Source organism: Mesorhizobium sp. AD1-1 (assembly GCF_020164655.1).
Lineage (GTDB): Bacteria > Pseudomonadota > Alphaproteobacteria > Rhizobiales > Rhizobiaceae > Mesorhizobium > Mesorhizobium ciceri.
The window spans coordinates 79,929-100,295 of sequence record NZ_JAIUGP010000007.1 but is presented as its reverse complement, the minus strand read 5'-3'; the positions used below and the strand labels follow the sequence as shown (position 1 = coordinate 100,295).

21 protein-coding genes are annotated in these 20,367 nt (G+C 63.0%); 12 read left to right on the top strand and 9 right to left on the bottom strand.

The window, feature by feature from the left end; genetic code table 11:
* From LB519_RS15435 to LB519_RS15410, 6 genes are all read right to left on the bottom strand, one after another.
* Positions 1 to 1,020, bottom strand: a complete 1,020-nt coding sequence (locus LB519_RS15435; protein ID WP_224620464.1) for a hydroxyacid dehydrogenase — start codon at positions 1,018 to 1,020, stop codon at positions 1 to 3.
* A gap of 1 nt (position 1,021) precedes the next feature.
* Positions 1,022 to 1,846, bottom strand: coding sequence for a carbohydrate ABC transporter permease (locus LB519_RS15430; RefSeq protein WP_224620463.1), 825 nt, complete (start codon positions 1,844 to 1,846; stop codon positions 1,022 to 1,024).
* A gap of 1 nt (position 1,847) precedes the next feature.
* Positions 1,848 to 2,828: a carbohydrate ABC transporter permease gene (locus tag LB519_RS15425; protein WP_224620462.1), complete on the bottom strand. Its 981-nt coding sequence runs from the start codon at positions 2,826 to 2,828 to the stop codon at positions 1,848 to 1,850.
* A 119-nt stretch (positions 2,829 to 2,947) separates the two neighbouring features.
* Positions 2,948 to 4,261 (bottom strand): extracellular solute-binding protein, encoded by a 1,314-nt coding sequence (locus tag LB519_RS15420; RefSeq protein WP_224620461.1) that lies wholly within the window; start codon positions 4,259 to 4,261, stop codon positions 2,948 to 2,950.
* A 39-nt stretch (positions 4,262 to 4,300) separates the two neighbouring features.
* Positions 4,301 to 5,272: a dihydrodipicolinate synthase family protein gene (locus tag LB519_RS15415; RefSeq protein WP_224620460.1), complete on the bottom strand. Its 972-nt coding sequence runs from the start codon at positions 5,270 to 5,272 to the stop codon at positions 4,301 to 4,303.
* A gap of 9 nt (positions 5,273 to 5,281) precedes the next feature.
* The gene (locus tag LB519_RS15410; RefSeq protein ID WP_224620459.1) at positions 5,282 to 6,100 is read right to left on the bottom strand and encodes an IclR family transcriptional regulator; all 819 of its coding nucleotides are present in this window, start codon (positions 6,098 to 6,100) and stop codon (positions 5,282 to 5,284) included.
* 102 nt (positions 6,101 to 6,202) lie between these two features.
* Between LB519_RS15410 and LB519_RS15405 the strand changes: the two genes are divergently transcribed.
* On the top strand, positions 6,203 to 7,303 hold the full coding sequence (locus LB519_RS15405; protein ID WP_224620458.1) for an ABC transporter ATP-binding protein: 1,101 nt from the start codon (positions 6,203 to 6,205) through the stop codon (positions 7,301 to 7,303).
* A gap of 426 nt (positions 7,304 to 7,729) precedes the next feature.
* A complete protein-coding gene (locus LB519_RS15400; protein WP_224620457.1) occupies positions 7,730 to 8,428 on the top strand; it encodes a winged-helix domain-containing protein in 699 nt (232 codons plus the stop codon).
* Between the two features lie 74 nt (positions 8,429 to 8,502).
* Here the strand turns inward: LB519_RS15400 and LB519_RS15395 are convergent, their stop codons facing one another.
* The 3 genes from LB519_RS15395 to LB519_RS15385 are packed head-to-tail and all read right to left on the bottom strand — an operon-like array spanning position 8,503 to position 10,581.
* Positions 8,503 to 9,279: an amino acid ABC transporter ATP-binding protein gene (locus LB519_RS15395; protein ID WP_224620456.1), complete on the bottom strand. Its 777-nt coding sequence runs from the start codon at positions 9,277 to 9,279 to the stop codon at positions 8,503 to 8,505.
* On the bottom strand, positions 9,279 to 9,938 hold the full coding sequence (locus tag LB519_RS15390; RefSeq protein WP_224620455.1) for an amino acid ABC transporter permease: 660 nt from the start codon (positions 9,936 to 9,938) through the stop codon (positions 9,279 to 9,281). Before LB519_RS15390 ends, LB519_RS15395 begins: the two co-directional genes overlap by 1 nt.
* Positions 9,928 to 10,581 carry an amino acid ABC transporter permease gene (locus tag LB519_RS15385; protein ID WP_263484775.1) on the bottom strand — a complete coding sequence of 218 codons (654 nt, stop codon included), beginning with the start codon at positions 10,579 to 10,581 and terminating at the stop codon, positions 9,928 to 9,930. Before LB519_RS15385 ends, LB519_RS15390 begins: the two co-directional genes overlap by 11 nt.
* A 397-nt stretch (positions 10,582 to 10,978) precedes the next feature.
* On the opposite strand from LB519_RS15385, the gene trbB reads away from it, so the two are divergent.
* Genes trbB through LB519_RS15335 form a run of 10 tightly spaced genes read left to right on the top strand, consistent with a single transcriptional unit; the run spans position 10,979 to position 20,366 of the window.
* Positions 10,979 to 11,962, top strand: a complete 984-nt coding sequence (gene trbB / locus LB519_RS15380) for a P-type conjugative transfer ATPase TrbB (protein ID WP_224620453.1) — start codon at positions 10,979 to 10,981, stop codon at positions 11,960 to 11,962.
* Positions 11,959 to 12,291 carry a TrbC/VirB2 family protein gene (locus LB519_RS15375; protein ID WP_224620452.1) on the top strand — a complete coding sequence of 111 codons (333 nt, stop codon included), beginning with the start codon at positions 11,959 to 11,961 and terminating at the stop codon, positions 12,289 to 12,291. The genes trbB and LB519_RS15375 overlap by 4 nt, the downstream gene beginning before the upstream one ends.
* Positions 12,291 to 12,572 (top strand): VirB3 family type IV secretion system protein, encoded by a 282-nt coding sequence (locus LB519_RS15370; protein ID WP_224620451.1) that lies wholly within the window; start codon positions 12,291 to 12,293, stop codon positions 12,570 to 12,572. Before LB519_RS15375 ends, LB519_RS15370 begins: the two co-directional genes overlap by 1 nt.
* 11 nt (positions 12,573 to 12,583) lie before the next feature.
* Positions 12,584 to 15,034, top strand: coding sequence for a conjugal transfer protein TrbE (trbE, locus tag LB519_RS15365; protein WP_224620450.1), 2,451 nt, complete (start codon positions 12,584 to 12,586; stop codon positions 15,032 to 15,034).
* Positions 15,031 to 15,789, top strand: a complete 759-nt coding sequence (trbJ, locus tag LB519_RS15360) for a P-type conjugative transfer protein TrbJ (RefSeq protein ID WP_224620449.1) — start codon at positions 15,031 to 15,033, stop codon at positions 15,787 to 15,789. The genes trbE and trbJ overlap by 4 nt, the downstream gene beginning before the upstream one ends.
* 11 nt (positions 15,790 to 15,800) lie before the next feature.
* Positions 15,801 to 16,115: a putative entry exclusion protein TrbK-alt gene (trbK-alt, locus tag LB519_RS15355; protein WP_224620448.1), complete on the top strand. Its 315-nt coding sequence runs from the start codon at positions 15,801 to 15,803 to the stop codon at positions 16,113 to 16,115.
* Between the two features lie 2 nt (positions 16,116 to 16,117).
* A complete protein-coding gene (trbL, locus tag LB519_RS15350; protein ID WP_224620447.1) occupies positions 16,118 to 17,467 on the top strand; it encodes a P-type conjugative transfer protein TrbL in 1,350 nt (449 codons plus the stop codon).
* Positions 17,468 to 17,470: 3 nt separating this feature from the next.
* Positions 17,471 to 18,160: a conjugal transfer protein TrbF gene (gene trbF, locus LB519_RS15345; RefSeq protein ID WP_224620446.1), complete on the top strand. Its 690-nt coding sequence runs from the start codon at positions 17,471 to 17,473 to the stop codon at positions 18,158 to 18,160.
* Complete coding sequence (gene trbG, locus LB519_RS15340) at positions 18,157 to 19,212, top strand: P-type conjugative transfer protein TrbG (RefSeq protein ID WP_224620445.1); 1,056 nt, start codon at positions 18,157 to 18,159, stop codon at positions 19,210 to 19,212. The genes trbF and trbG overlap by 4 nt, the downstream gene beginning before the upstream one ends.
* Positions 19,209 to 20,366 (top strand): TrbI/VirB10 family protein, encoded by a 1,158-nt coding sequence (locus LB519_RS15335; RefSeq protein ID WP_224620444.1) that lies wholly within the window; start codon positions 19,209 to 19,211, stop codon positions 20,364 to 20,366. Before trbG ends, LB519_RS15335 begins: the two co-directional genes overlap by 4 nt.
* Position 20,367: the final 1 nt, after the last annotated feature.

Below are 20,367 nucleotides of genomic sequence, written 5' to 3'. Positions count from 1 at the left end.
CTATCCGATCGATTGGAGCATTTGGGGGGTGACCTGATGAGCCAGCGGTTCGCCGGCGATGAATCGGCTGATCTCGTCGATGGCGAGGTCGGCAAGGCGTTTGGTTTCGCGGCCCGCGGCCCCGGCCATATGCGGTGTCAGGAACACATTTGACAGTTCGTAGAGCGGTGAGGACGCAGGCGGCGGTTCCGGTCGTGTGACATCAAGCACCGCGAAAAGCCGACCGGACACGAGTTCGCGTTCCAGTGCATCCTGATCGATGAGGTCACCCCGCGCGGTATTGATGATCGTCGCGCCATCGCGAAGCCGCGCCAGCATCGACCCGCTGACCAGCCCGTGGGTTTCAGGTAGTGACGGCGCGTGAAGGCTGACGACTCCCGCCTGGTCAAAAAGCTCCTGAAGGCTTGCTTGCCTGGCGCCGAGGGCGGCGATCTCCGCCGGCTTCGCGATCGGGTCATAGACAAGGACGTCAAGGTCGAAGGACGCGAGAAGTTGAACCAGCCGTCGGCCAGTCCTTGAGAAGCCGACGATGCCGACAACCGCTCCCAGGTTTCCGTCCGAACCTGGCGCGACCCATGGATGGCTTTTGAAGCCTCTGAGCCGCCTGGTCTCCTCCCGGCTGCGGAACACACCCTTGTTGGCGAACAGAATGGCGGCGAGGGCGAACTCGGCTACGGGTATTGCGTTGGCTGCCGCTGCCGAACTTACCAGAATCCCGCGATGCCACAGTTCATCGGTCACGATCGGTTTGACCGATGACCCGGTATGCGCGATCAGCCTCAGTCTCGGCATGAGATGGAGCGTCCGGCCGTCAACCCGCGGACAGCCCCATCCGGTCAACAGCACCTCGACTAGCCCCAAGTGGTGAAGCGCGTTCGCGTGAAAGTCCAGGATCGGACTGCGGTCGGGAACCTGCACGATCCCGTTCAAGCGACGCCATTGCTTTTCCCCCAGCAGATCGGCGGTAAGCCTTGGGTCCATTGCAAGTGCGGCGACAGGCCAATAGCGGTGCGGAGTCATGTCAGCCTCGAACGGCGCCGGCAGTCAGGCCGCCGACAAGCCGCCGCTGAATGATCAGGAACAGGATCAGTGTCGGAAGCATGGTCATCGTGGTCGCCGCCATCATCTCACCCCATTGAGCGAATTCGCCGCCTATGAAGTTGAAGAGACCGACAGGCAGGGTCCGTCTCTCGCCGCCGCCGAGAATGATCAGCGAGAGCAGAAACTCATTCCATGCGTTGATGAAGGAGAAGATGAGAACCGTGACGACGCCCGGAGCGGCGAGCGGCAGAACGATGCGCCAGAAGATATGGAAACTGCTCGCGCCGTCTATCCGGGCCGCTTCCTCGATCTCTTCCGGTATCTTGGAGAAATAGGCCATCATCATCCAGGTCGAGAATGGGAAGATGATCGTTATGTAGGCGATGATTGCGCCGGCATATGTCCCGGCCAATCCCAGCGCCGAGATGGCCGTGAAGAGCGGGACGACGATGAGGATCTGCGGGAACAGATAGGCGGTGAGGATCGCCTTCAGCAGGAATTCCCGCCCTCGCAGGCGCGCGCGCGACAGGCTGTAGCCGGCCATGCAGGCCAGCGCGACCCCGATGAAAGTAGATGCCGTGGCAACGATGAGGCTGTTCCAGAAGAACATGGCGAAAGGCGTGCTGGTCAGCACTCTCTCATAGGCTTGCAGGCTTATGCTTTCCGGAAAATAGACCGGAGGAAATGTGTAGATGTCCGCGTAGCTCTTGAGTGACGACGACACCATCCAGAACAGCGGGAACAGCGCGAAAACCGTCAACAGGCCGATGATGCCGTAGGCGAAGGCGTGTGATGTCCTGAACATCTCAGCCTCCGGTCCGTGAACGCGCGGATCTGAGAATGCGAAAGTAGACCGCGAGCACGAGCATGAGAATGACTATCATGATGACCGACACCGCCGCCATTCGTCCTATGTTGTACTGCTGCCAGCCGACGTTGAACGCATAGAGCGGCAGCGTTGTCGTCACGTCGACGGGGCCGCCCCCGGTCGACAGGAAGATGAACTCGAAATTGTTGAAGACCCAGATCGTGCGCAACACGACGAGCGCGGCGAGAACCTGCAGCAGGCCGGGAAGGGTTATATAGCGGAACTCCTGCCAATAGGATGCTCCGTCGACGCGGGCGGCTTCATAATGGTCGCGCGGGATGCTCTGGAGGCCCGCGATAATGGCGACCATCATGAACGGGAAACCGAACCAGATGTTCATCAGGACAACCGCGGGCATGGCCCAGTTCATATCGCCGAACCATGCTACCGGAGCATCGATGAGCCCGACGATCATCAGGAGATGATTGGTGACGCCATAGAGCGGGTCCAGCATGAACCGCCATGAAAAGGCCAGGACGATGGATGGAAACGCCCAAGGCACGACGAGCGCAAGCCTGAGGGCCGTGCGGCCGTGGGTGACCCTTTCGAGCGCGAGGGCCGCGACGAGGCCAATCAGCAATTGTCCGAGCACTGAAATCAGCGTCCAAACCAGCGTGCGGGCGAACGACCACCAGAATTGCGGATCGGCCAGGACTTGCTTGTAATTGGCGAGGCCCGAGAATGCCGCGCCGGGGAACAGCAGGCTGCTGTTCGTGAAGCTGATGACGATGTTGTAGAAAACAGGATAGAGGGTCAACGCGAACAGGCACGTCAGCCCGGGTATCAGGAAAACGATGGTGAGGCGCGCGTCCAGCCAGTTCGCAGCCCTTCCCAGGACGCCGGGTTGTTTTTCCGCACTCCCCCCACCCCTTGGGCCGGGGGAGCGCGCGTCCAGCATCTTCATCCCTTGCCCGTTCATGCCGTCTTCACCGGTTCGCCGATCGATTTCTTAAGCGCATTTGTCATCGATATTTCTCGATCCTGCGATGGCGGTCGTCAGGTAGATGCAAGGATGCGAAAGCGAAGGCGGCGAGCCGGCTATAGCCGGCTCTTCACTTCCGATATCAGCGTTTCCATCCGGGCGGCGGTTTGCGAGACTGCGTCGGCAATGGGCATCTTCTGGAGGAGTATGTTGTGGAACATCTCCTCGCAGATGTGGCTCGAGAACACGACCGAAGCGTAAGGGTTGGCGCCGTTTTCCATCCCGGGAAGGGCGCCGTTCGCCAATCCGTCCAGAGTTGCCTTTATGGCGCCGGGATATTTCTGGATCAGGGGGTCGGCGGCGAAGCGCTCGTTCACGGAAGCATCGGTCATCGTGGGAAACATGAACAGCGGCATGGAATGAAGAAATGGCACGTAGTTGTCCGGCTGATAAAGGTATTGGACGAAGCGTGCCGCATCATCCGGATTTCCGTTCCCCTTTGGCATCGCGAGCGCAATCGAACCGATGAGATTGCCGACCTTTTCCCGACGCGGCATTGACGTACCTTCAAGTTGCGCGGCGATTTCCGGCGCTTTGGCCGAAGCCACCGAGATCAGCGCGCAACTGTCTTCGGTCAAGGACTGCTTGCCGCTGCTCATCAGGTTGAAATTGTCGTTGATCTTGCTCGTCACGGCGCTTGGACCGCTCGCTGTCCTGGCGATCTCGGCCATGAACTCGGCCGCGTCGCGGACAGGCTGGGAATTGAAAGTCACATTGCCATCCGCGTCGAAGAAACTTCCACCCGCGGATTGGGTCATGATCCAGAGCATGAACCCCCCGCCATTGTCCTCGCGTGAGAGCTTCAGAATCCAGCCGTAGTGATCCGGCGCTTTGGTGGTCGCCACGGCGGCCTTGAGCGCTTGTTCCCAGGTTTGCGGGACGCTGAGACCTGCCTCCTGCAGGCGGTCCTTGCGATAGATCATGATGCGGTTGTGCGCGTAGAAGGGCGTCGAGATTATCGAGCCTTGAAAGCGCCCGGCGTCGAGGAGATTGGATGTGAACACCGTGTCGCTGCCCAGCGCCTTCAACACGCCGTCCATGGGATTCAATGCGCCTGCCATGAACATCGGGATCGCGTTCTGCGCCTCGAGCGTCGTGACGTCCGGCAATCCGTTGGCCGCTCGCGCCGCCGGCCAGCGCTGCGCGTAGGCCGGAAAGGGTACAACCTCGATGCTGACTGCGATATCCCGATTTTCCGACTCGAACTTGTCGGCGACCGCACGCAGATGGTCAGCGCGCGCCTGCTGCGTGAAATTGTGCCAAAATACCAGCGGACGCTTGGTCTGAGCGCGCACGAAAGGCGCGGGAAATGCGGACAGCATCGTTCCTGCGGCTGCGGCGCCGACAAGCCCACGACGGGTAATGGTCATGATTGTTCCTCCCTATGTTTCTGTTATCTGCTCCTGGTGTCAGATCAGGCCGGCGGTTGCTGCCAGACGGCGCAGCTCTTCACGCTCATGCGCTGTAATTCCGAGTTGCGGGCGACGGACGCTGGCGGTCCGGATCAGCCCCTGCATGACCAGCAGTTCCTTCATGCGCGGGCGAAAATCGCGAATGGGCGCGCGCCAGCAGAAGCGTGCAATTGGCCCGAGCCGATCCCATATCTCCTTTGCCCGCTGCAGTTCTCCGGCGTGCACGGCGTCTTGCATGGCGACCAGTTCAGCCACGGCGGTGCCGGCAAAGCCGATCAGCGCGCCGCCGCAACCCATGAGCATTGCCTCGAAGATGAACGTGTCGCTTCCGGTCAGAACGCCAATCGGGTTGTCGAGAGCCGCGACGGCATGAACGGTCTGTATCGTCTGATTGGCGTCGAACGATGACTCCTTGATTGCGATGACCTGCGGAATCTCGGCCAGCGCCGTGAGCATCTCGCCCGAATAATCGGGTCCCCAACCGCGGGGAAACTGGAATGCAATAAGCGGGCGATCCAGCGCTGCGCCGATCTCACCGTGGAAGCGCCCGATCATCTCCGCCGAGATGGGAGATCCTATGAAGACCGGAAGCGGAGGGAATACACAAAATCCCTCGGCTCCTTCGGCGACCAGTTCGAGGCCATGCCGGATCATCCCGGCGGTCGAGCCCCCGATCAATCCGGAAATGACAGGCGCCCGTCCGTCTATGACCCGGACGCATCTTCGCAGGACGTCGAGCCTTTCCTGGGACGTCAGCGCGGGCGCCTCCGCGGCATCCATGTTGACTGCGATTGCAGCCGGCCTCTGGCTCGCGACCCAGTCGATGTAGCGCTCCAGCGATGCCCAATCGATCGACTCATCCTCGTTCATGGGCATGAACGGGGCCGAGATCACACCGCGGAACGGTCTTGGGAGCCGCGAAGCCATGGGACGCGAAATGATGCCCGGTTGATCGAGGAGACGTTCCATAAGTGACCTTTATGCTGTTGCCTGCTTGCCCAGCGCCATTCGGCTGGTCGTCGTCAGAAATTCGGAAGCCGCACTGGACATCGACAGCTCTCGCACCGCGGCGATGAGATCGTCCCGCAGTTCTTCAGCGCGTTCATGGGTAAGCCTGATGGTGGGTCCCGCGATGCTGACCGTTCCAAGCGCGCGCCCGTTCTTTGGATGAAGGATTGCTGCTGCCATCGCCGACGTTCCGAGTTCGGCGCTGTCGGCCACCATCGCGAATCCTTGCTTTCGCACCTCGCCCAGCTTCGTGAGAAATGCATTCACTGTGCGCGGCGCGTTTGGCCCGAAATCGGTGAGCCGTCCGAAGCCCTGCTGCGTGACGATGCGCAGAGCTTCATGATCGTCGAGCGTTGCAAGCCAGGCCAGGCCGGAAGCCGTGCAGAAGAGTGTCGGCTGCTGCCCCATCTCGGGGTCATAGCGCAGACCGGAACGGGCGCCCTGAGCCTTGGCCACCCAGGTCAGCTGGTCGTGGCCGACGATCGCCAGACGGGCGAGTTCGCCACTTCGCGTCGCGAGACGGTCAAGGATGGGCTGCGCAAGATCCACGACGCCGCTGGACGCCAGAAAGGCTAGCCCGAACGAAAGAACCTTCATCGTCAGCACATAATGACTGGTGGTCGGATCCTGCCGGGCGATGCCGATATGGACGAGTTCCGCCATCATCCGGTGCGCGCCGCTCTTCGGCATCTGCATCCTGTCGGCGATATGCTGAAGCGGAACGCCATCCGCATGGGTGGAAAGAAATTCCACGATTTGAAATGCCCGATCGACGACGCTGCCGGTCATGATCCACCCTTATTGAACGATGTTTATTTCTTGAACTTAGTTCCATATTCTGTCAATGGACAATTTCAAACAGAACGTTGATCTCATCCCGCGGAGACAGAAATGGCATCGGTATCAATCGAAAACATACGTAAGGCCTATGATGCGGCTCAGGTTATCCACGGCGTTTCGATTGAGATCGAGGACGGTGAGTTCGTCGTCCTTGTGGGCCCGTCGGGTTGCGGAAAATCCACTTTGCTGCGGATGATCGCGGGACTGGAGAATATTTCCGGCGGGGAAATCCGGATTGGCGACAGGGTAGTCAACGACATTGCGCCGAAGAGCCGTGACGTCGCCATGGTGTTCCAGAACTATGCGCTTTATCCGCACATGACGGTCCGCGCGAATATGGAATTCTCGCTGACGCTACGTGGTGAGAGCAGTGAGGTCCTGCAGGAGCGGGTTCACCGCGCCGCGGAAATACTCGGTCTGACCGAGCTTCTCGCTCGCTATCCGCGTGAACTCTCCGGCGGCCAGCGTCAGCGCGTGGCCATGGGACGCGCCATTGTACGCGATCCAAAGGTGTTCCTGTTCGATGAACCACTTTCCAACCTGGATGCGAAGCTCCGTGTGAAGATGAGATCGGAAATAAAGGAGCTCCATCAGCGGTTGGGAACCACGATCATCTATGTCACGCACGACCAGATCGAAGCCATGACGATGGCCGACAAGATCGTTGTGATGAACGACGGCAGGGTTGAGCAGGCCGGCGCGCCACTCGATGTCTACGACAAGCCGGTCAATCGTTTCGTGGCTGGCTTCATCGGCTCGCCTGCAATGAATTTCCTGGAAGGTCGGATCGACGCAGGACGCGACGGCGCTTTCGTCACGAATGATGGAGCGCGTCTGGCTTTGCCAGCCGCACATCAAGATATCCGAGGTCAGCCTGTCATCTTCGGCGTCCGTCCGGAACATTTCGAAGCCGTACCCCTTGGGACACCGAACGCGCTTGAGGCCATCGTAAGTGTCGTTGAGCCGACCGGTTCCGAAACACTGGTCCTGGCCCGGATTGGCAAACAGGAGGTGACTGCCGCGTTCCGGCAGCGCCACAATCTGAAGCCAGGCGACAGGTTGATGTTGAAACCCGACTTCGCGCAATCACACTTGTTCGAACAGTCCACATCTGCGGAGAAGCGGATCGAAATGATATGCCGCGACCTATAGTACGACAAGTGCGGAACTCGCGGCGAGAGCCGAATCGATCGCTTCCGGCATACGTAGATTATTCTCGAAGGGCGGTGAAAAGCGGACAAGGAAGTGGCCCCCGCGCGAAGCCACTGCCCGTTCTGGCGCAAATCGTAAGGTACTGAGGTAAACGCTCGACGTCCAGATGGCGCAACCTCGCCGGCGGCGTTGACGCCAGCAATGTCCGCTTCTGGAGAACGGGACAGACCGGCTGAATGACCTAGATTGGGTGCAAAGCTGCCGTCCACCTCGATGCATTCCCGCTTTATCCATAGACACCCGAAACTTGGGCTGAGGCACGACTCAGAAAGGTCGTAAGGATTAAAAGAAACCCAAGGATATTGTCATCGCGCCCAATTGCGCGGTAGTCAGCCCTATGATGTGTCTAACCCGGTTGATGGACTCATGAAGCCGCTGGTCCTGATCTCCTCGAAGGACCCGGATTTTTTCCTGGTTTTCGGGCACATACTTTCGGTAGCTGGCTTCGATATTCGACTGCTCACGGGAGACCGGGAAATTGCACGCGCCGTCGAGGCGGCATCCCCGCTTGCCGTGATCATGGACTGCCATCCAGGCGACCGTGCAGTGGTCAAACAGTGCACCTGGCTGAAGTCTGGCGCCGCAACCAAAGGGACTCCGGTCGTGAGCCTGGTTGCCCCGCGTTCGGGCAAGCTGCATCTCGATTTAATCAAGGCCGGGGCCGACGAGATATTTTCGCGGCCGTTCGCCCCCGAACAGCTTCTGGCCTGGCTGCATGGCAAAGCGGGCCTTGCGAAGCTATCGCGCGAGACGGATTCGGGTGAGTTGGTGCAGGGCGATTTCCGGCTGGAGCGGCAGACTCACCGGACATTCTTCAGGCAAGAAGAAATCGTCATGCCGCCGATCGAGTTCAAGCTTTTGCGCAGCCTTTTGGCGCAGCCTGGCAAGGTCTTCAGCCGCGAGGAGCTGGTCGCGACCGCGTGGCCTGAACATGCCGCTGCAACAGACGTGCGGGGTGTCGACGTTCATATAGCCAGGCTGCGCAAGAGGCTTCGGGCGTCCGTGGGAAGCGATGTGATCCGCACGGTCCGCTCGGCCGGCTACGCGTTCGCGCCGGAGTGGTGACCTGGTCGGCGATTGCGGCATGTGGCGCGCTTGCGCAGCGATTGGCGGCACGCAGGGTCGACACCCATCTGCTCTCAATGGCTCAGGATTGTATCCAGGAACAGCCGGGCGCGTGGGTGAGCGGCCCGAGCGAAGAAGTTTTTTGAAGAGGCATGCTCGACAACGCGGCCTTCGTCCATGAAGACGATCTCATCGGCGACTTCGCGCGCGAAACCCATTTCATGCGTCACGCAGACCATGGTCATGCCGGTTTTCGCGAGCGCGATCATGACGTCGAGGACTTCCTTGATCATTTCCGGGTCGAGCGCCGAGGTGGGTTCGTCGAACAGCATGATGCGGGGATTGAGGCATAGCGCACGTGCGATCGCCACCCTTTGTTGTTGGCCGCCAGAGAGCTGGGCCGGGTAGGCCTGCGCCTTTTCGGGGATGCGCACCGCTGTCAGATGCTGCATGGCGATCTCCTCGGCCTCCCGCGCCGGTTTCAGGAGAACCCGGCGCAGCGCCAGCGTGCAGTTGGCGAGCACGGTGAGGTGCGGGAACAGATTGAAGCTTTGAAACACCATGCCCGTTTGCCGGCGCGCCTTCGTGGTATCGCGGCCATCTTTGTCCAGAGTTGCCGCTTCGAACTGAATCGTTCCCTTTTGGAAAGGCTCAAGACCATTGATGCAGCGGATCAGCGTCGATTTGCCCGAGCCGGACGGCCCGCAAACGACGATGCGTGCGCCCGCGCGTACGCAAAGATCGATGTCTTTCAAAACGTGCAGGGCACCGAACCACTTGTTGAGGCCGTCGATCAGGACATGAGGGATGGATTGGACGGCCTGGACTGGATGGGGGGCTTGAGCGAGCATCAGCGGCGTCCAGCTGCAAGCAGGCGCTGCTCGATGCGCTTGACGCCGTAAGAGATGAGCAGCGCCAAGGCGAGAAACAGAATGCCGGCAACGGTCAGCGGCTCTGCGTATCGATAGGTCTCGGAGGCAATATCGAAGGCGCGTCCGAGCATTTCGGGCACGGCCAGGATGGCGAGATAGGGCGTCGCCTTGAGGATCGAGACGAGATAGTTGCCCAACGGCGCGGCGATGTTGCGCAACATCTGCGGCGCGACAATGAAAACGACCGTGTCGCGGCGGCTGAGCGACAAGGCTCTGGCCGCTTCCTGCTGGCCCTTCGGGATCGCGTCGATCCCGGCTTTGAACACCTCCGCCAGATAGCCGCTGTAGTACAGGCTCAGCCCCAATATGCCGACCGTCATGGCGCCAAGCCGGATCCCATAGAAGGGCAGGACGAAGTACAGGAAATAGAGCCAGGCCAGAACCGGCGTCGAGCGGATGAAGTCGATCAGGAAGCGGACGGCGAGGCCAGTCGCACCGCCGCCGCGGCGGATCATTTCGAAAGCGAAGCCGAGCGCCGAAGCGCCGAGGCAACTCAAGACCGTTGCGAGCAGGGTCGTTCCGATCGCCCCGATGATCGTCGGGACGGTCGATAGCGCGAAATCGACGTTAAATCCCACGCGGCGTTCCTCTTTCAGGATTGACCCGCGCCTCGAGCCAGCGACCGGCAAGCGCGATCGGATAACAGACGACGAAGAAGGCCAGCAGCAGCGCCGAATAGATCGCGACGGGGTCGTAGTCGGTCTGTGCGATTTCCTTGGCGCGGAAGGTCATGTCCGTCAGCGTGACCAACGAGACGAGCGAAGTCGCCTTGACGAGCTGGATGAGGTTGTTGACGAAGGTCGGGCTCATCGCGACCAGCGCCTGCGGCAGCTCGATCAGGAGCAGGATTGCCGGGCGCGAGAGGCCTAGCGCCATGCCCGCCTCGCGTTGGCCGGCGGGCAGAGACTGCAGTCCGGCGCGAACCGCCTGGCTGGCATAGCCGCCGGTGTTGAGACCGAGCACCAATGCGCTGACGGTCAGCGCCGAGAGAGTGACCCCCAGCACCGGCAGCACGTAATAAAAGAAGAAGAGCAGGACGACGACCGCTGAGCTGCGCCAGAATTCGATCACGGCGGTAACCAGAAAGCGGGTGATGCCGCTGGTCAGAAACTGCGCGACGCCGAAGACGATCGCGAAGGGGACCGCAAAGACCAGACCATAGGCCGTAACCTGAGCGGTGATACCCAGCCCTTGCAGAATGCCTAGCCAGATCTCGATCATGCTCACGGGGTGCCACCACTCTTCGTCGAGGCGGGCTGCGGCGATGTCGGTATCGTTCCGGCGTGCCCGAGGGGGGCGGCTCTGCGCTGAAGAATCGCGCCCTCCGGACCGTACCTCATGGCAATCCTCCGCCCTGTGGAAAGAACGATCGCCTGTAGGAGCAGGCCATCGGTGGTTCTCTCATAAACCTGGCGGGAGTCGCGTGTCAATAAACATGTACAAAGTATTGCGGCAGTCCATGTTATAGCGCGGCTGCCGTCGGCGCCGCCGTTGGCCGGTCATTGCACGCTACGCTACGACGACGGCTGAAACCCGTTGAATCCGATCCCTTCAGGGCTCTTTTGATCGTTCCCGACCGGGCGTTGTTTGACGCGTTCCCGGCTCGAACGGGGACAGGATGGCTATATCGCACAACGATAGCGAAGGACGCGCGCGCAGCTCGCGCATGCTGCGCACCGCGCTCGGACCCGCCATCGCCCGGTTTCTCGACGATCCCGCGATCGTCGAAGTAATGCTGAACCCGGATGGCCGTATCTGGGTGGATCGGCTTTCGGAGGGGCTGGCCGACACAGGGGAAATGCTGGCGCCTGCCGCTGGCGAGCGGATTGTGCGCTTGGTCGCCCATCATGTCGGCGCCGAGGTCCATTCCCGTGCCCCGCGCGTCTCGGCCGAGTTGCCGCAAACCGGCGAGCGTTTCGAGGGCCTGTTGCCGCCCGTCGTCGCAGCACCCGCCTTCGCCATCCGCAAGCCCGCCGTCGCCGTGTTCACGCTCGATGACTACGTCGCGGCAGGCATCATGTCCGCCGGTCAGGCCGCGATATTGCGCGCCGCGGTTGCCGGACGCGCCAACATCCTTGTCGCCGGCGGCACGTCGACTGGCAAGACCACGCTGACCAACGCGCTGCTCGCCGAAGTGGCGAAAGGGATGGATCGGGTCGTCATCATCGAGGACACCCGCGAACTGCAGTGCGCCGCGCCCAACCTTGTCGCAATGCGCACCAAGGACGGCATCGCCACGCTCGCCGACCTGGTTCGCTCTTCGCTGCGCCTGCGGCCCGATCGCATTCCCATCGGCGAGGTGCGTGGCTCCGAGGCCCTCGACCTCTTGAAGGCATGGGGAACCGGGCACCCCGGCGGCATCGGCACCCTTCATGCGGGCTCCGGCATCGGCGCGCTGCGCCGCCTTGAGCAGCTTATCCAGGAAGCCGTGATCACTGTCCCGCGTGCGTTGATCGCCGACACGATCGGCCTCGTCGCCGTCCTGTCGGGACGCGGCACCGCGCGACGGCTTGTCGAACTCGTCCGGGTCGAGGGGCTCGGCCCCGACGGCGATTATCGCATTACCGAAGCCACACCGATCAACCCGGGAGAAACCTCATGATCCGCCTCCTTGCACGCTGTCAACGCCGCCTGGCCGCCGGGGCCACCGCCCTTGCCGCCAATCTCCTCGTCGCCTCGAGCGCCCATGCGTCAGGCTCCTCGATGCCGTGGGAACAGCCACTCGAAAAGATTCTTCAGTCGGTCGAGGGACCGGTTTCCAAGATCGTCGCCGTCATCATCATCATCGTCACCGGCCTGACGCTGGCCTTCGGCGATAGTTCGGGCGGCTTCAGGCGGCTCATCCAGATCGTTTTTGGCCTTTCGATCGCCTTTGCGGCGTCGAGTTTCTTCCTGTCGTTCTTCTCGTTCGGCGGCGGAGCGCTGATCTGATGACAACCGCTCTTGAACAACTCGACGCGGTGCCGGGGTGGACCGTGCCCGTTCACCGGGCGCTGACGGAGCAGATCCTGCTTGGCGGGGCGCCGCGCGCAATAGCGATCCTGAATGGCACGCTGGCGGGCGCTGTCGGTCTTGGGCTGCGGCTGTGGCTGGTCGGTCTTCTCGTTTGGGCAATCGGGCATCTCACGGCGGTATGGGCCGCCAGGCGCGATCCGCTGTTTTTCGAGGTTGGGCGCCGACACCTGCGGCTTCCCGCACATCTGTCGGTTTGAGGGGCGCCGCCATGATGAGCCTTGCCGAATACCGCCGAACCGCTGCTCGCCTTGCCGATTATCTGCCGTGGACAGCACTCGTCGTGCCGGGCGTCGTGCTCAACAAGGATGGCAGTTTCCAGCGTACCGCGCGGTTTCGCGGCCCCGATCTCGACTCCGCCGTCGCGGCTGAGCTGGTTGCGGTGGCGTCGCGCATCAACAATGCCTTTCGTCGCCTCGGCTCGGGCTGGAGCGTCTTTGTCGAAGCGCAGCGGCACGAAGCCGCCTCCTATCCGCAGAGCCAGTTTCCCAATGCGGCCTCCAGCCTGCTCGACGCCGAGCGCAAAGCCGATTTCGACGAGGAGGGGGTTCATTTCGTATCGAGCTACTTTCTCACCTTCCTGTTTTTGCCACCGCCCGAAGACGCCAGGCGCGCCGAGGGGTGGCTTTATGAGGGTCGCGACCAGTCGGACGCGGATCCGGGCGAGATCGTGCGCGCCTTTGTCGACCGGACGGAGCGCGTGCTGTCCCTGCTCGACGGGTTCATGCCGGAATGCCACTGGCTCGATGACGGCGAAACGCTCACCTACCTGCATTCGACGATCTCGACCAAACGCCATACCGTACGCGTCCCCGAGACGCCGATCTATCTCGATGCGCTGCTGGCCGACGAACCGCTCGCCGGCGGGCTCGAGCCACGACTTGGCGGCAAGCATCTGCGCGTGCTCTCGATTGTCGGCTTCCCGACCGCCACGACACCCGGCCTGCTTGATGACCTCAATCGGCTGGCCTTTCCCTACCGCTGGTCGACCCGCGCGATCCTGCTCGACAAGGTCGACGCTGTGCGACTGTTGACCAGGATACGGCGGCAATGGTTTGCCAAGCGCAAAAGCATCGCCTCCATCCTCAAGGAGGTGATGACCAACGAAGCGTCGGCTCTCCTCGACACCGACGCCGCCAACAAGGCGGCCGACGCCGACACGGCGTTGCAGGAGCTCGGCGCCGACATGGCGGGCATGGCCTATGTCACCGCGACTGTCGTCATATGGGATGGCGACCCGCGCGTGGCCGACGAGAAATTACGGCTCGTCGAGAAGGTCATCCAGGGCCGCGACTTCACGGCAATTGCCGAAACCGTCAACGCCGTCGATGCCTGGCTCGGTTCCTTGCCCGGGCATGCCTACGCCAATGTCCGCCAGCCTCCCATCTCAACGCTCAATCTCGCCCACATGATGCCCCTTTCGGCCGTGTGGGCGGGGCCGGAACGGGACGAGCATCTGGTCAGTCCTCCCTTGCTTTACGGCAAGACCGAAGGCTCGACCCCGTTCCGGTTGGTCCTTCATGTCGGCGATGTCGGTCATACGCTGGTCGTCGGCCCCACTGGCGCCGGCAAGTCGGTGCTGCTCGCGGTGATGGCGCTGCAGTTCTGCCGCTACCGCAACGCTCAGGTCTTTGCCTTCGACTTTGGCGGCTCTATCCGCGCCGCGGCTCTCGCCATGGGAGGCGACTGGCACGATCTCGGGGGCCACCTCACCGAAGGCGTGGACGCCTCCGTGTCGCTGCAGCCGCTCGCCCGGGTTCATGACACATACGAGCGCGCCTGGGCGGCTGACTGGATCGTCGCGATTTTGATGCGCGAGGGCATCCAGATCACTCCGGACGCAAAGGAGCATATCTGGGCGGCGCTGACGTCGCTTGCCTCGGCTCCCGTCGAGGAGCGCACCATCACCGGGCTCAGTGTGCTCTTGCAGGCCAATGACCTGAAACAGGCATTGCGCCCGTACTGTGTCGGAGGCGCCCACGGCCGATTGCTCGACGCCGAGGCCGAACACCTCGGCCAGGCATCCGTGCAGGCCTTCGAGATCGAAGGACTGGTGGGCACGCCAGCCGCGCCGGCTGTCCTGTCCTATCTGTTCCATCGCATCGGTGACCGGCTCGACGGGCGTCCAACGCTGCTCATCATCGACGAAGGCTGGCTTGCCCTCGATGACGAGGGGTTTGCCGGGCAGTTGCGCGAGTGGCTGAAGACGCTGCGCAAGAAGAACGCCAGCGTCGTCTTCGCCACCCAGTCACTTGCCGATATCGACAATTCGACCATCGCGCCGGCCATCATCGAAAGCTGTCCAACCCGGCTGCTGTTGCCCAATGAGCGCGCGGTTGAGCCGCAGATTACCGCCATCTACCGGCGCTTCGGCCTGAACGACCGCCAGATCGAAATCCTGGCACGAGCGACACCCAAGCGCGATTACTACTGCCAGTCCCGTCGCGGCAACCGTCTCTTCGAGCTCGGCCTGTCCGAGGTCGGGCTGGCCCTTTGCGCCGCGGCCTCGAAGAGCGATCAGGCCCTGATCGGCAGCATCGCCGCCGAGCACGGCCGCCACGGCTTCCTGGCGGCCTGGCTACGTGCCCGTGACGTCGGCTGGGCCGCCGATCTCATTCCCAACCTAACCCTTTCCGAACCTGAAAAGGACCCGCAACCATGACTGTTCGCCAAAGCCGCCCACGCGCTCTGCTCCTCGTCGCGGCGATGCTCGCGGCGCCGGTCGCCATCTCACCGATGATGACTGCGCCAGCTTATGCCTTGATCGTGTTTGATCCATCGAACTATTCCCAGAATGTTCTGACGGCCGCGCGTTCGCTGCAGCAGATCACAAACCAGATCACTTCGCTTCAGAACCAGGCCCAGATGCTGATCAACCAGGCGCGCAACCTGGCGAGCCTGCCTTTGTCCTCGCTGCAGCAGCTGCAACAGTCGGTGCAACGCACGCAACAGCTTCTCGGGCAAGCACGAAACATCGCCTTCGACGTCCAGCAGGTCGACAAGGCCTTTCAGCAGCAATACGGCAGCGTCCCGCTCTCTGCATCCGACCGGGAGCTCGTGACGGAGGCGCGCTCGCGCTGGCAAAACACGGTGGGCGGCCTTCAGGACGCGATGCGCATCCAGGCGGGCGTCGTCGGGAACATCGAGACCGGCCGCGCACAGATGACGGCGCTGGTCGGCGCCAGCCAATCGGCGACCGGAGCGCTGCAGGCGACGCAAGCTGGCAATCAGCTTCTTGCGCTCCAGGGCCAGCAGCTCGCGGACCTGACCGCCGTGGTCGCAGCCAACGGCCGCGCCCAGGCGCTGACTGAGGCCGAACGTGCCGCCGCGGTCGATCAGGGCCGCGAGCAGCGCCGCCGCTTCCTGGCGCCAGGCTCCGGCTACGAGGCCGGCTCGGTCCAGATGTTCAATCGCTGAGGTCGAAGACCATGGACGGAAAAACGCTCGCTCGCACGGTGGCTGTCATCTTTGTCGCGACCGTCACGGCAGCCGCGCTCGGTATGAGCCGGAAGGAGAACAAGCCGGCGGGCGAGGGCGCGCGCACAAGCGCAGGCTCGATGCCGAACCTGCTTCGCGACGATCTGCGCCGCTGCCAGGTCCTCGGCGAGGCTGCCCTGCGTGACGATGGATGCGCGCGGCTGTGGGCCGCGCAGCGCGATCGCTTCCTCGGCCTCAAAGCGCCATCGGGGCGTTCGATTGTCGAGCCGGACGCGCCGGATGCTGCCCTGCGCGAGGCCCCCTAGACATGGGCAATACCGGTGTCATCGACCAATTCCTGGCCACCTTCACCCGCTACATCGATAGTGGTTTTGGCCTGCTTGGCGGCGAGGTCGCCTTCGTCGCCACCACACTGATCGTCATCGACGTGACGCTCGCGGCGCTCTTCTGGAGCTGGGGCGCCGATGACGACATTCTTGCGCGGCTCGTCAAGAAGACGCTCTTCGTCGGTGTCTTTGCCTATCTGATTTCGAACTGGAACGGTCTCGCCCAGATCGTCTTCGAGAGTTTTTCCGGTCTTGGCCTGAAGGCGAGTGGAACCGGTTTCTCGGCGCAGGACCTGCTGCACCCCGGCAAGGTGGCGCAAACCGGTCTCGATGCGGGACGACCATTGCTCGAGGCGATCTCCGGTTTGATGGGCTACGTCTCCTTCTTTGAAAACTTCCTCCAGATCGTCTGCCTTCTGTTCGCCTGGGCGCTCGTCTTGCTCGCCTTCTTCATCTTGGCGGTGCAGCTCTTCGTAGCGCTGATCGAGTTCAAGCTCGCAACGCTGGCCGGCTTCGTGCTGATCCCCTTTGGCCTCTTCGGCAAGACTGCCTTCATGGCCGAGCGCGTGCTTGGCAATGTCATCTCATCGGGCATCAAGGTGCTGGTGCTGGCCGTCGTCATCGGCATTGGCTCGACGCTGTTCGGCGAGTTCACTCAAGGCTTCGGCGGCGAAAACCCCACCATCGATCAAGCCATGGCAATCGTGCTGGCTGCATTGTCGCTTCTCGGTCTCGGCATCTTCGGCCCGGGCATTGCCAACGGCATCGTCTCTGGCGGACCGCAACTCGGTGCGGGCGCCGCCGTCGGTACAGGCCTGGCCGCAGGCGGCATGATGCTTGCCACCGGCGGCGCCGCAAGCCTCGCAGCCCGCGGCGGCTCGGCGGCTTTCTCCGCAGGCAGCTCCATAGTGCGTGGCGGCTCGATTGCAGGCGCGACCGGCCAGGGCGGCACCGCAGCCGCCGCCTCCGCCCTGGGCAGCGGCGTTGGCAGCGGCGCCGTTTCGCACAATGGCTCGCCGCTCAGGCGCGCCGCCGCGCGTGCCGGTGAATCCGTGCAATCGAGCTCCTCGGCTAGCCCGCGGTCCACGGACGCGGAGCTCGGGGAGGCCGCGACAGCGGGGACGGGTGGGGGCAATGCCGAACGCGCAAACGACCCTTCCGTCTCCCTCGCGGCCGGCCCGGGCGAAGTGGCACAAAACACACCCGACTGGGCCAAACGCATGCATCGGTCCCAGCGCCTGTCGCACGGCGTCCAGACCGCCGCCCATGCGGTTCGTGCTGGCGACGCCCATGGCAGCGGCAGTTCCGTTTCCCTCTCCGAAGGCAAATGACCCATGAACATCTTTCGACGGCCCGCAACCCACTACGGCAAGGCGCCTCAGCCCGAGACTCCGTACCAGAAGGCCGCGCAGGTCTGGGACGAGCGCATCGGCTCTGCTCGCGTACAGGCCAGAAACTGGCGCTTGATGGCCTTCGGATCGTTGATCCTGTCGGCCGGCCTGGCCGCCACGCTCGTTTCACAATCACTGCGAGGGACCGTGGTCCCCTGGGTCGTACAGGTTGACGCGCTCGGACAGGCGCAGGCACTGGCGCCCGCCACCGCGGACTATCGGCCGACCGACCCGCAAATTGCCTGGCATCTCGCTCGTTTCATCGAGCAGGTCCGCTCCATCCCGGCCGACCCCATCGTCGTGCGCCAGAACTGGATGCGCGCCTATGAATGGACCACCGACGGGGGCGCCGCGGCACTCAACGACTATGCCCGTGTCAACGACCCCTTCGCCAAGGTCGGCAAGCAGCAGGTCTCCGTCGATGTCTCGTCCGTCATTCGTGCCTCGGCGGATTCCTTTCGCGTCGCCTGGGCTGAGCATCACTACGAAAATGGCCAGCTCTCCACCACCGAGCGATGGACAGCCATTTTGACAACCGTGATCCAGCCGCCACGCGACGCTGAGCGGCTGCGGGCCAATCCGCTTGGGATCTACGTCAACGCCATCAACTGGTCGCGGGAGTTGAGCCAATGAACCAGCCATTCGGTGTCATCGCCACTCCGGCTTGGAGAAGGTCGGCGTTTGCCGCGGCGTTGTTGTCGGGCTCCCTGCTTGCCGGTTGCGCCACACCGCAAAAACCACCTCAGATTTCCTATGACGCCTCCGTGCCGCCTTTGCCTGCCGCTCCGGTGGCCGCACTCGATGAGAGGCCCAAACCGCCGCACGTTCCACCAGGGTGGGTGCCGGCCCGCGGCGGTGTCGCCGGCAGCACGCCGGTGGCGCGCGTCGAGAACGCCAACGCGGCGGCGCGGGTCCAGCCGCGTCGTGAGGGCTATTACAATGCCATTCAGATTTATCCTTGGAGTGAAGGAGCCCTTTATCAGGTCTATGCCGCTCCAGGACAGATAACGGACATCGCGCTTGAGCCTGGCGAAAGCCTGACCGGCGAAGGTCCGATCGCGGCGGGCGATACCGCGCGCTGGATCATCGGTGCCACCGAAAGCGGAGCGGGCGTCACCAGGCGCGTCCATGTGCTGGTCAAGCCTTCGCGCTCGGACATCAACACCAATCTCGTTATCACCACCGACCGGCGCAGCTACATGATCGAGCTGCAATCGGGCGAGAAGCCGTACATGCCCGCCGTGTCATGGGCCTATCCCGCGCCGCCGGCTGGCCAAGCGCGGGCGATCCCCGCGACACCAGTGATTCCCGCCATGACCGCACGCAACCACCGCTATGGTCTCACCGGCGACGCGCCCCCCTGGAGGCCCGTCAGCGTCTATGACGACGGCAGGCGGGTCTATGTCGAGTTTCCAGGCGGGATCGTTCAAGGCGAGATGCCGCCCATCTTCGTCATCGGCCCGGACGGCGAGGCCCAGATTGCCAACAGCCGCGTCTACCAGAACACCCTGATCGTCGACCGTCTCTTTGGCGCGGCGGAACTGCGGCTCGGCAGTGGCAAGCGGCAACAGACCGTCAGGATCGTTCGCACCGATGCCACGAAGAGAGGTCTGTGGATCTCGGGCAGCAACGCGGCGCGGAATGCAAAGAACGCCTTTCGTCAAAGGGGAGGGGAGCAATCATGAGCGAGAACGCAATCCCGGCTGCCCCCATGCAGCTTCGCGCCGATCCGCCGCGCGTCACGCGCCTGTCGCGCAAGGTGCTCGCCGGCATTGGCTTATGTGCATCGCTTGGCGTCGGCGGCGCGCTGATCTACGCGCTTCGGACGAGTGAAGCCGGCAGACATGGCGACGAGCTCTACTCGACGTCCAACCGGCAGCCCGCCGACGGACTGGCCAGCCTGCCGCGCGACTATACCGGCCCTGTTCTTGGACCGCCGTTGCCTGGCGATCTTGGCCGGCCGATGCTTGATGCCCACAACAAGGGACAGCCCGTCGTGCCGCCTACGATCGCAACGCCTATGGTTGACGAGGCCGAACAGCGCCGGCGGGCCGAAGAGGAGGCGGCCCGCACGTCGCGTGTTTTCTTCCAGACGGGACAGTCAATCGCGGCGTTGGCCGAAACCGCACCCGCAGGAACTTCCCCGCCGAACCTTGGCAGCCCCGACCTTGCCGGTCTGATCGGCCCGTCGACCACCCAAGACCGTCAACTTGGGTTTCTGAATGCGGCCGCTGATCGGCGCACCGTGGCGCCGGATCGCGTCACGCCGCCGGCGTCGCCCCATGTGCTCCAGGCAGGGGCCGTCATCCCGGCGGCGCTCATCACCGGCATCCGTTCCGATCTGCCCGGTCAGATCACCGCCCAGGTGACCGAGAATGTCTATGACAGTCCGACGGGTCGCTCGCTGCTGATCCCGCAAGGCACGCGTGTCATTGGCCAATACGACAACGGCGTCGGCTTCGGTCAGCGGCGCGTGCTGCTTGTCTGGAGCAGGCTGGTCTTTCCCAACGGGCGCTCCATTGTTCTTGAACGCCAGCCTGGCACCGACGCCCAAGGCTATGCCGGCCTTGAGGACGGCGTCGACTACCATTGGGCCGAGTTGTTCAAGGCGGCCGCACTCACCACCATCCTAAGCGTTGGCGCTGAGGCCAGCTCGTCCGGCCAGGAGAGTGACATCGTGCGCGCCTTGCGCGGTGGCGCCTCCGACAGCCTCAGCCAGGTGGGCCAGCAGATCGTACAGCGCCAGCTCAACATCGCGCCGACATTGACGATACGGCCGGGCGTTAATGTGCGTGTCATCGTGACGCGCGATCTCGTGCTCGAACCCTACGGAGGCTGAA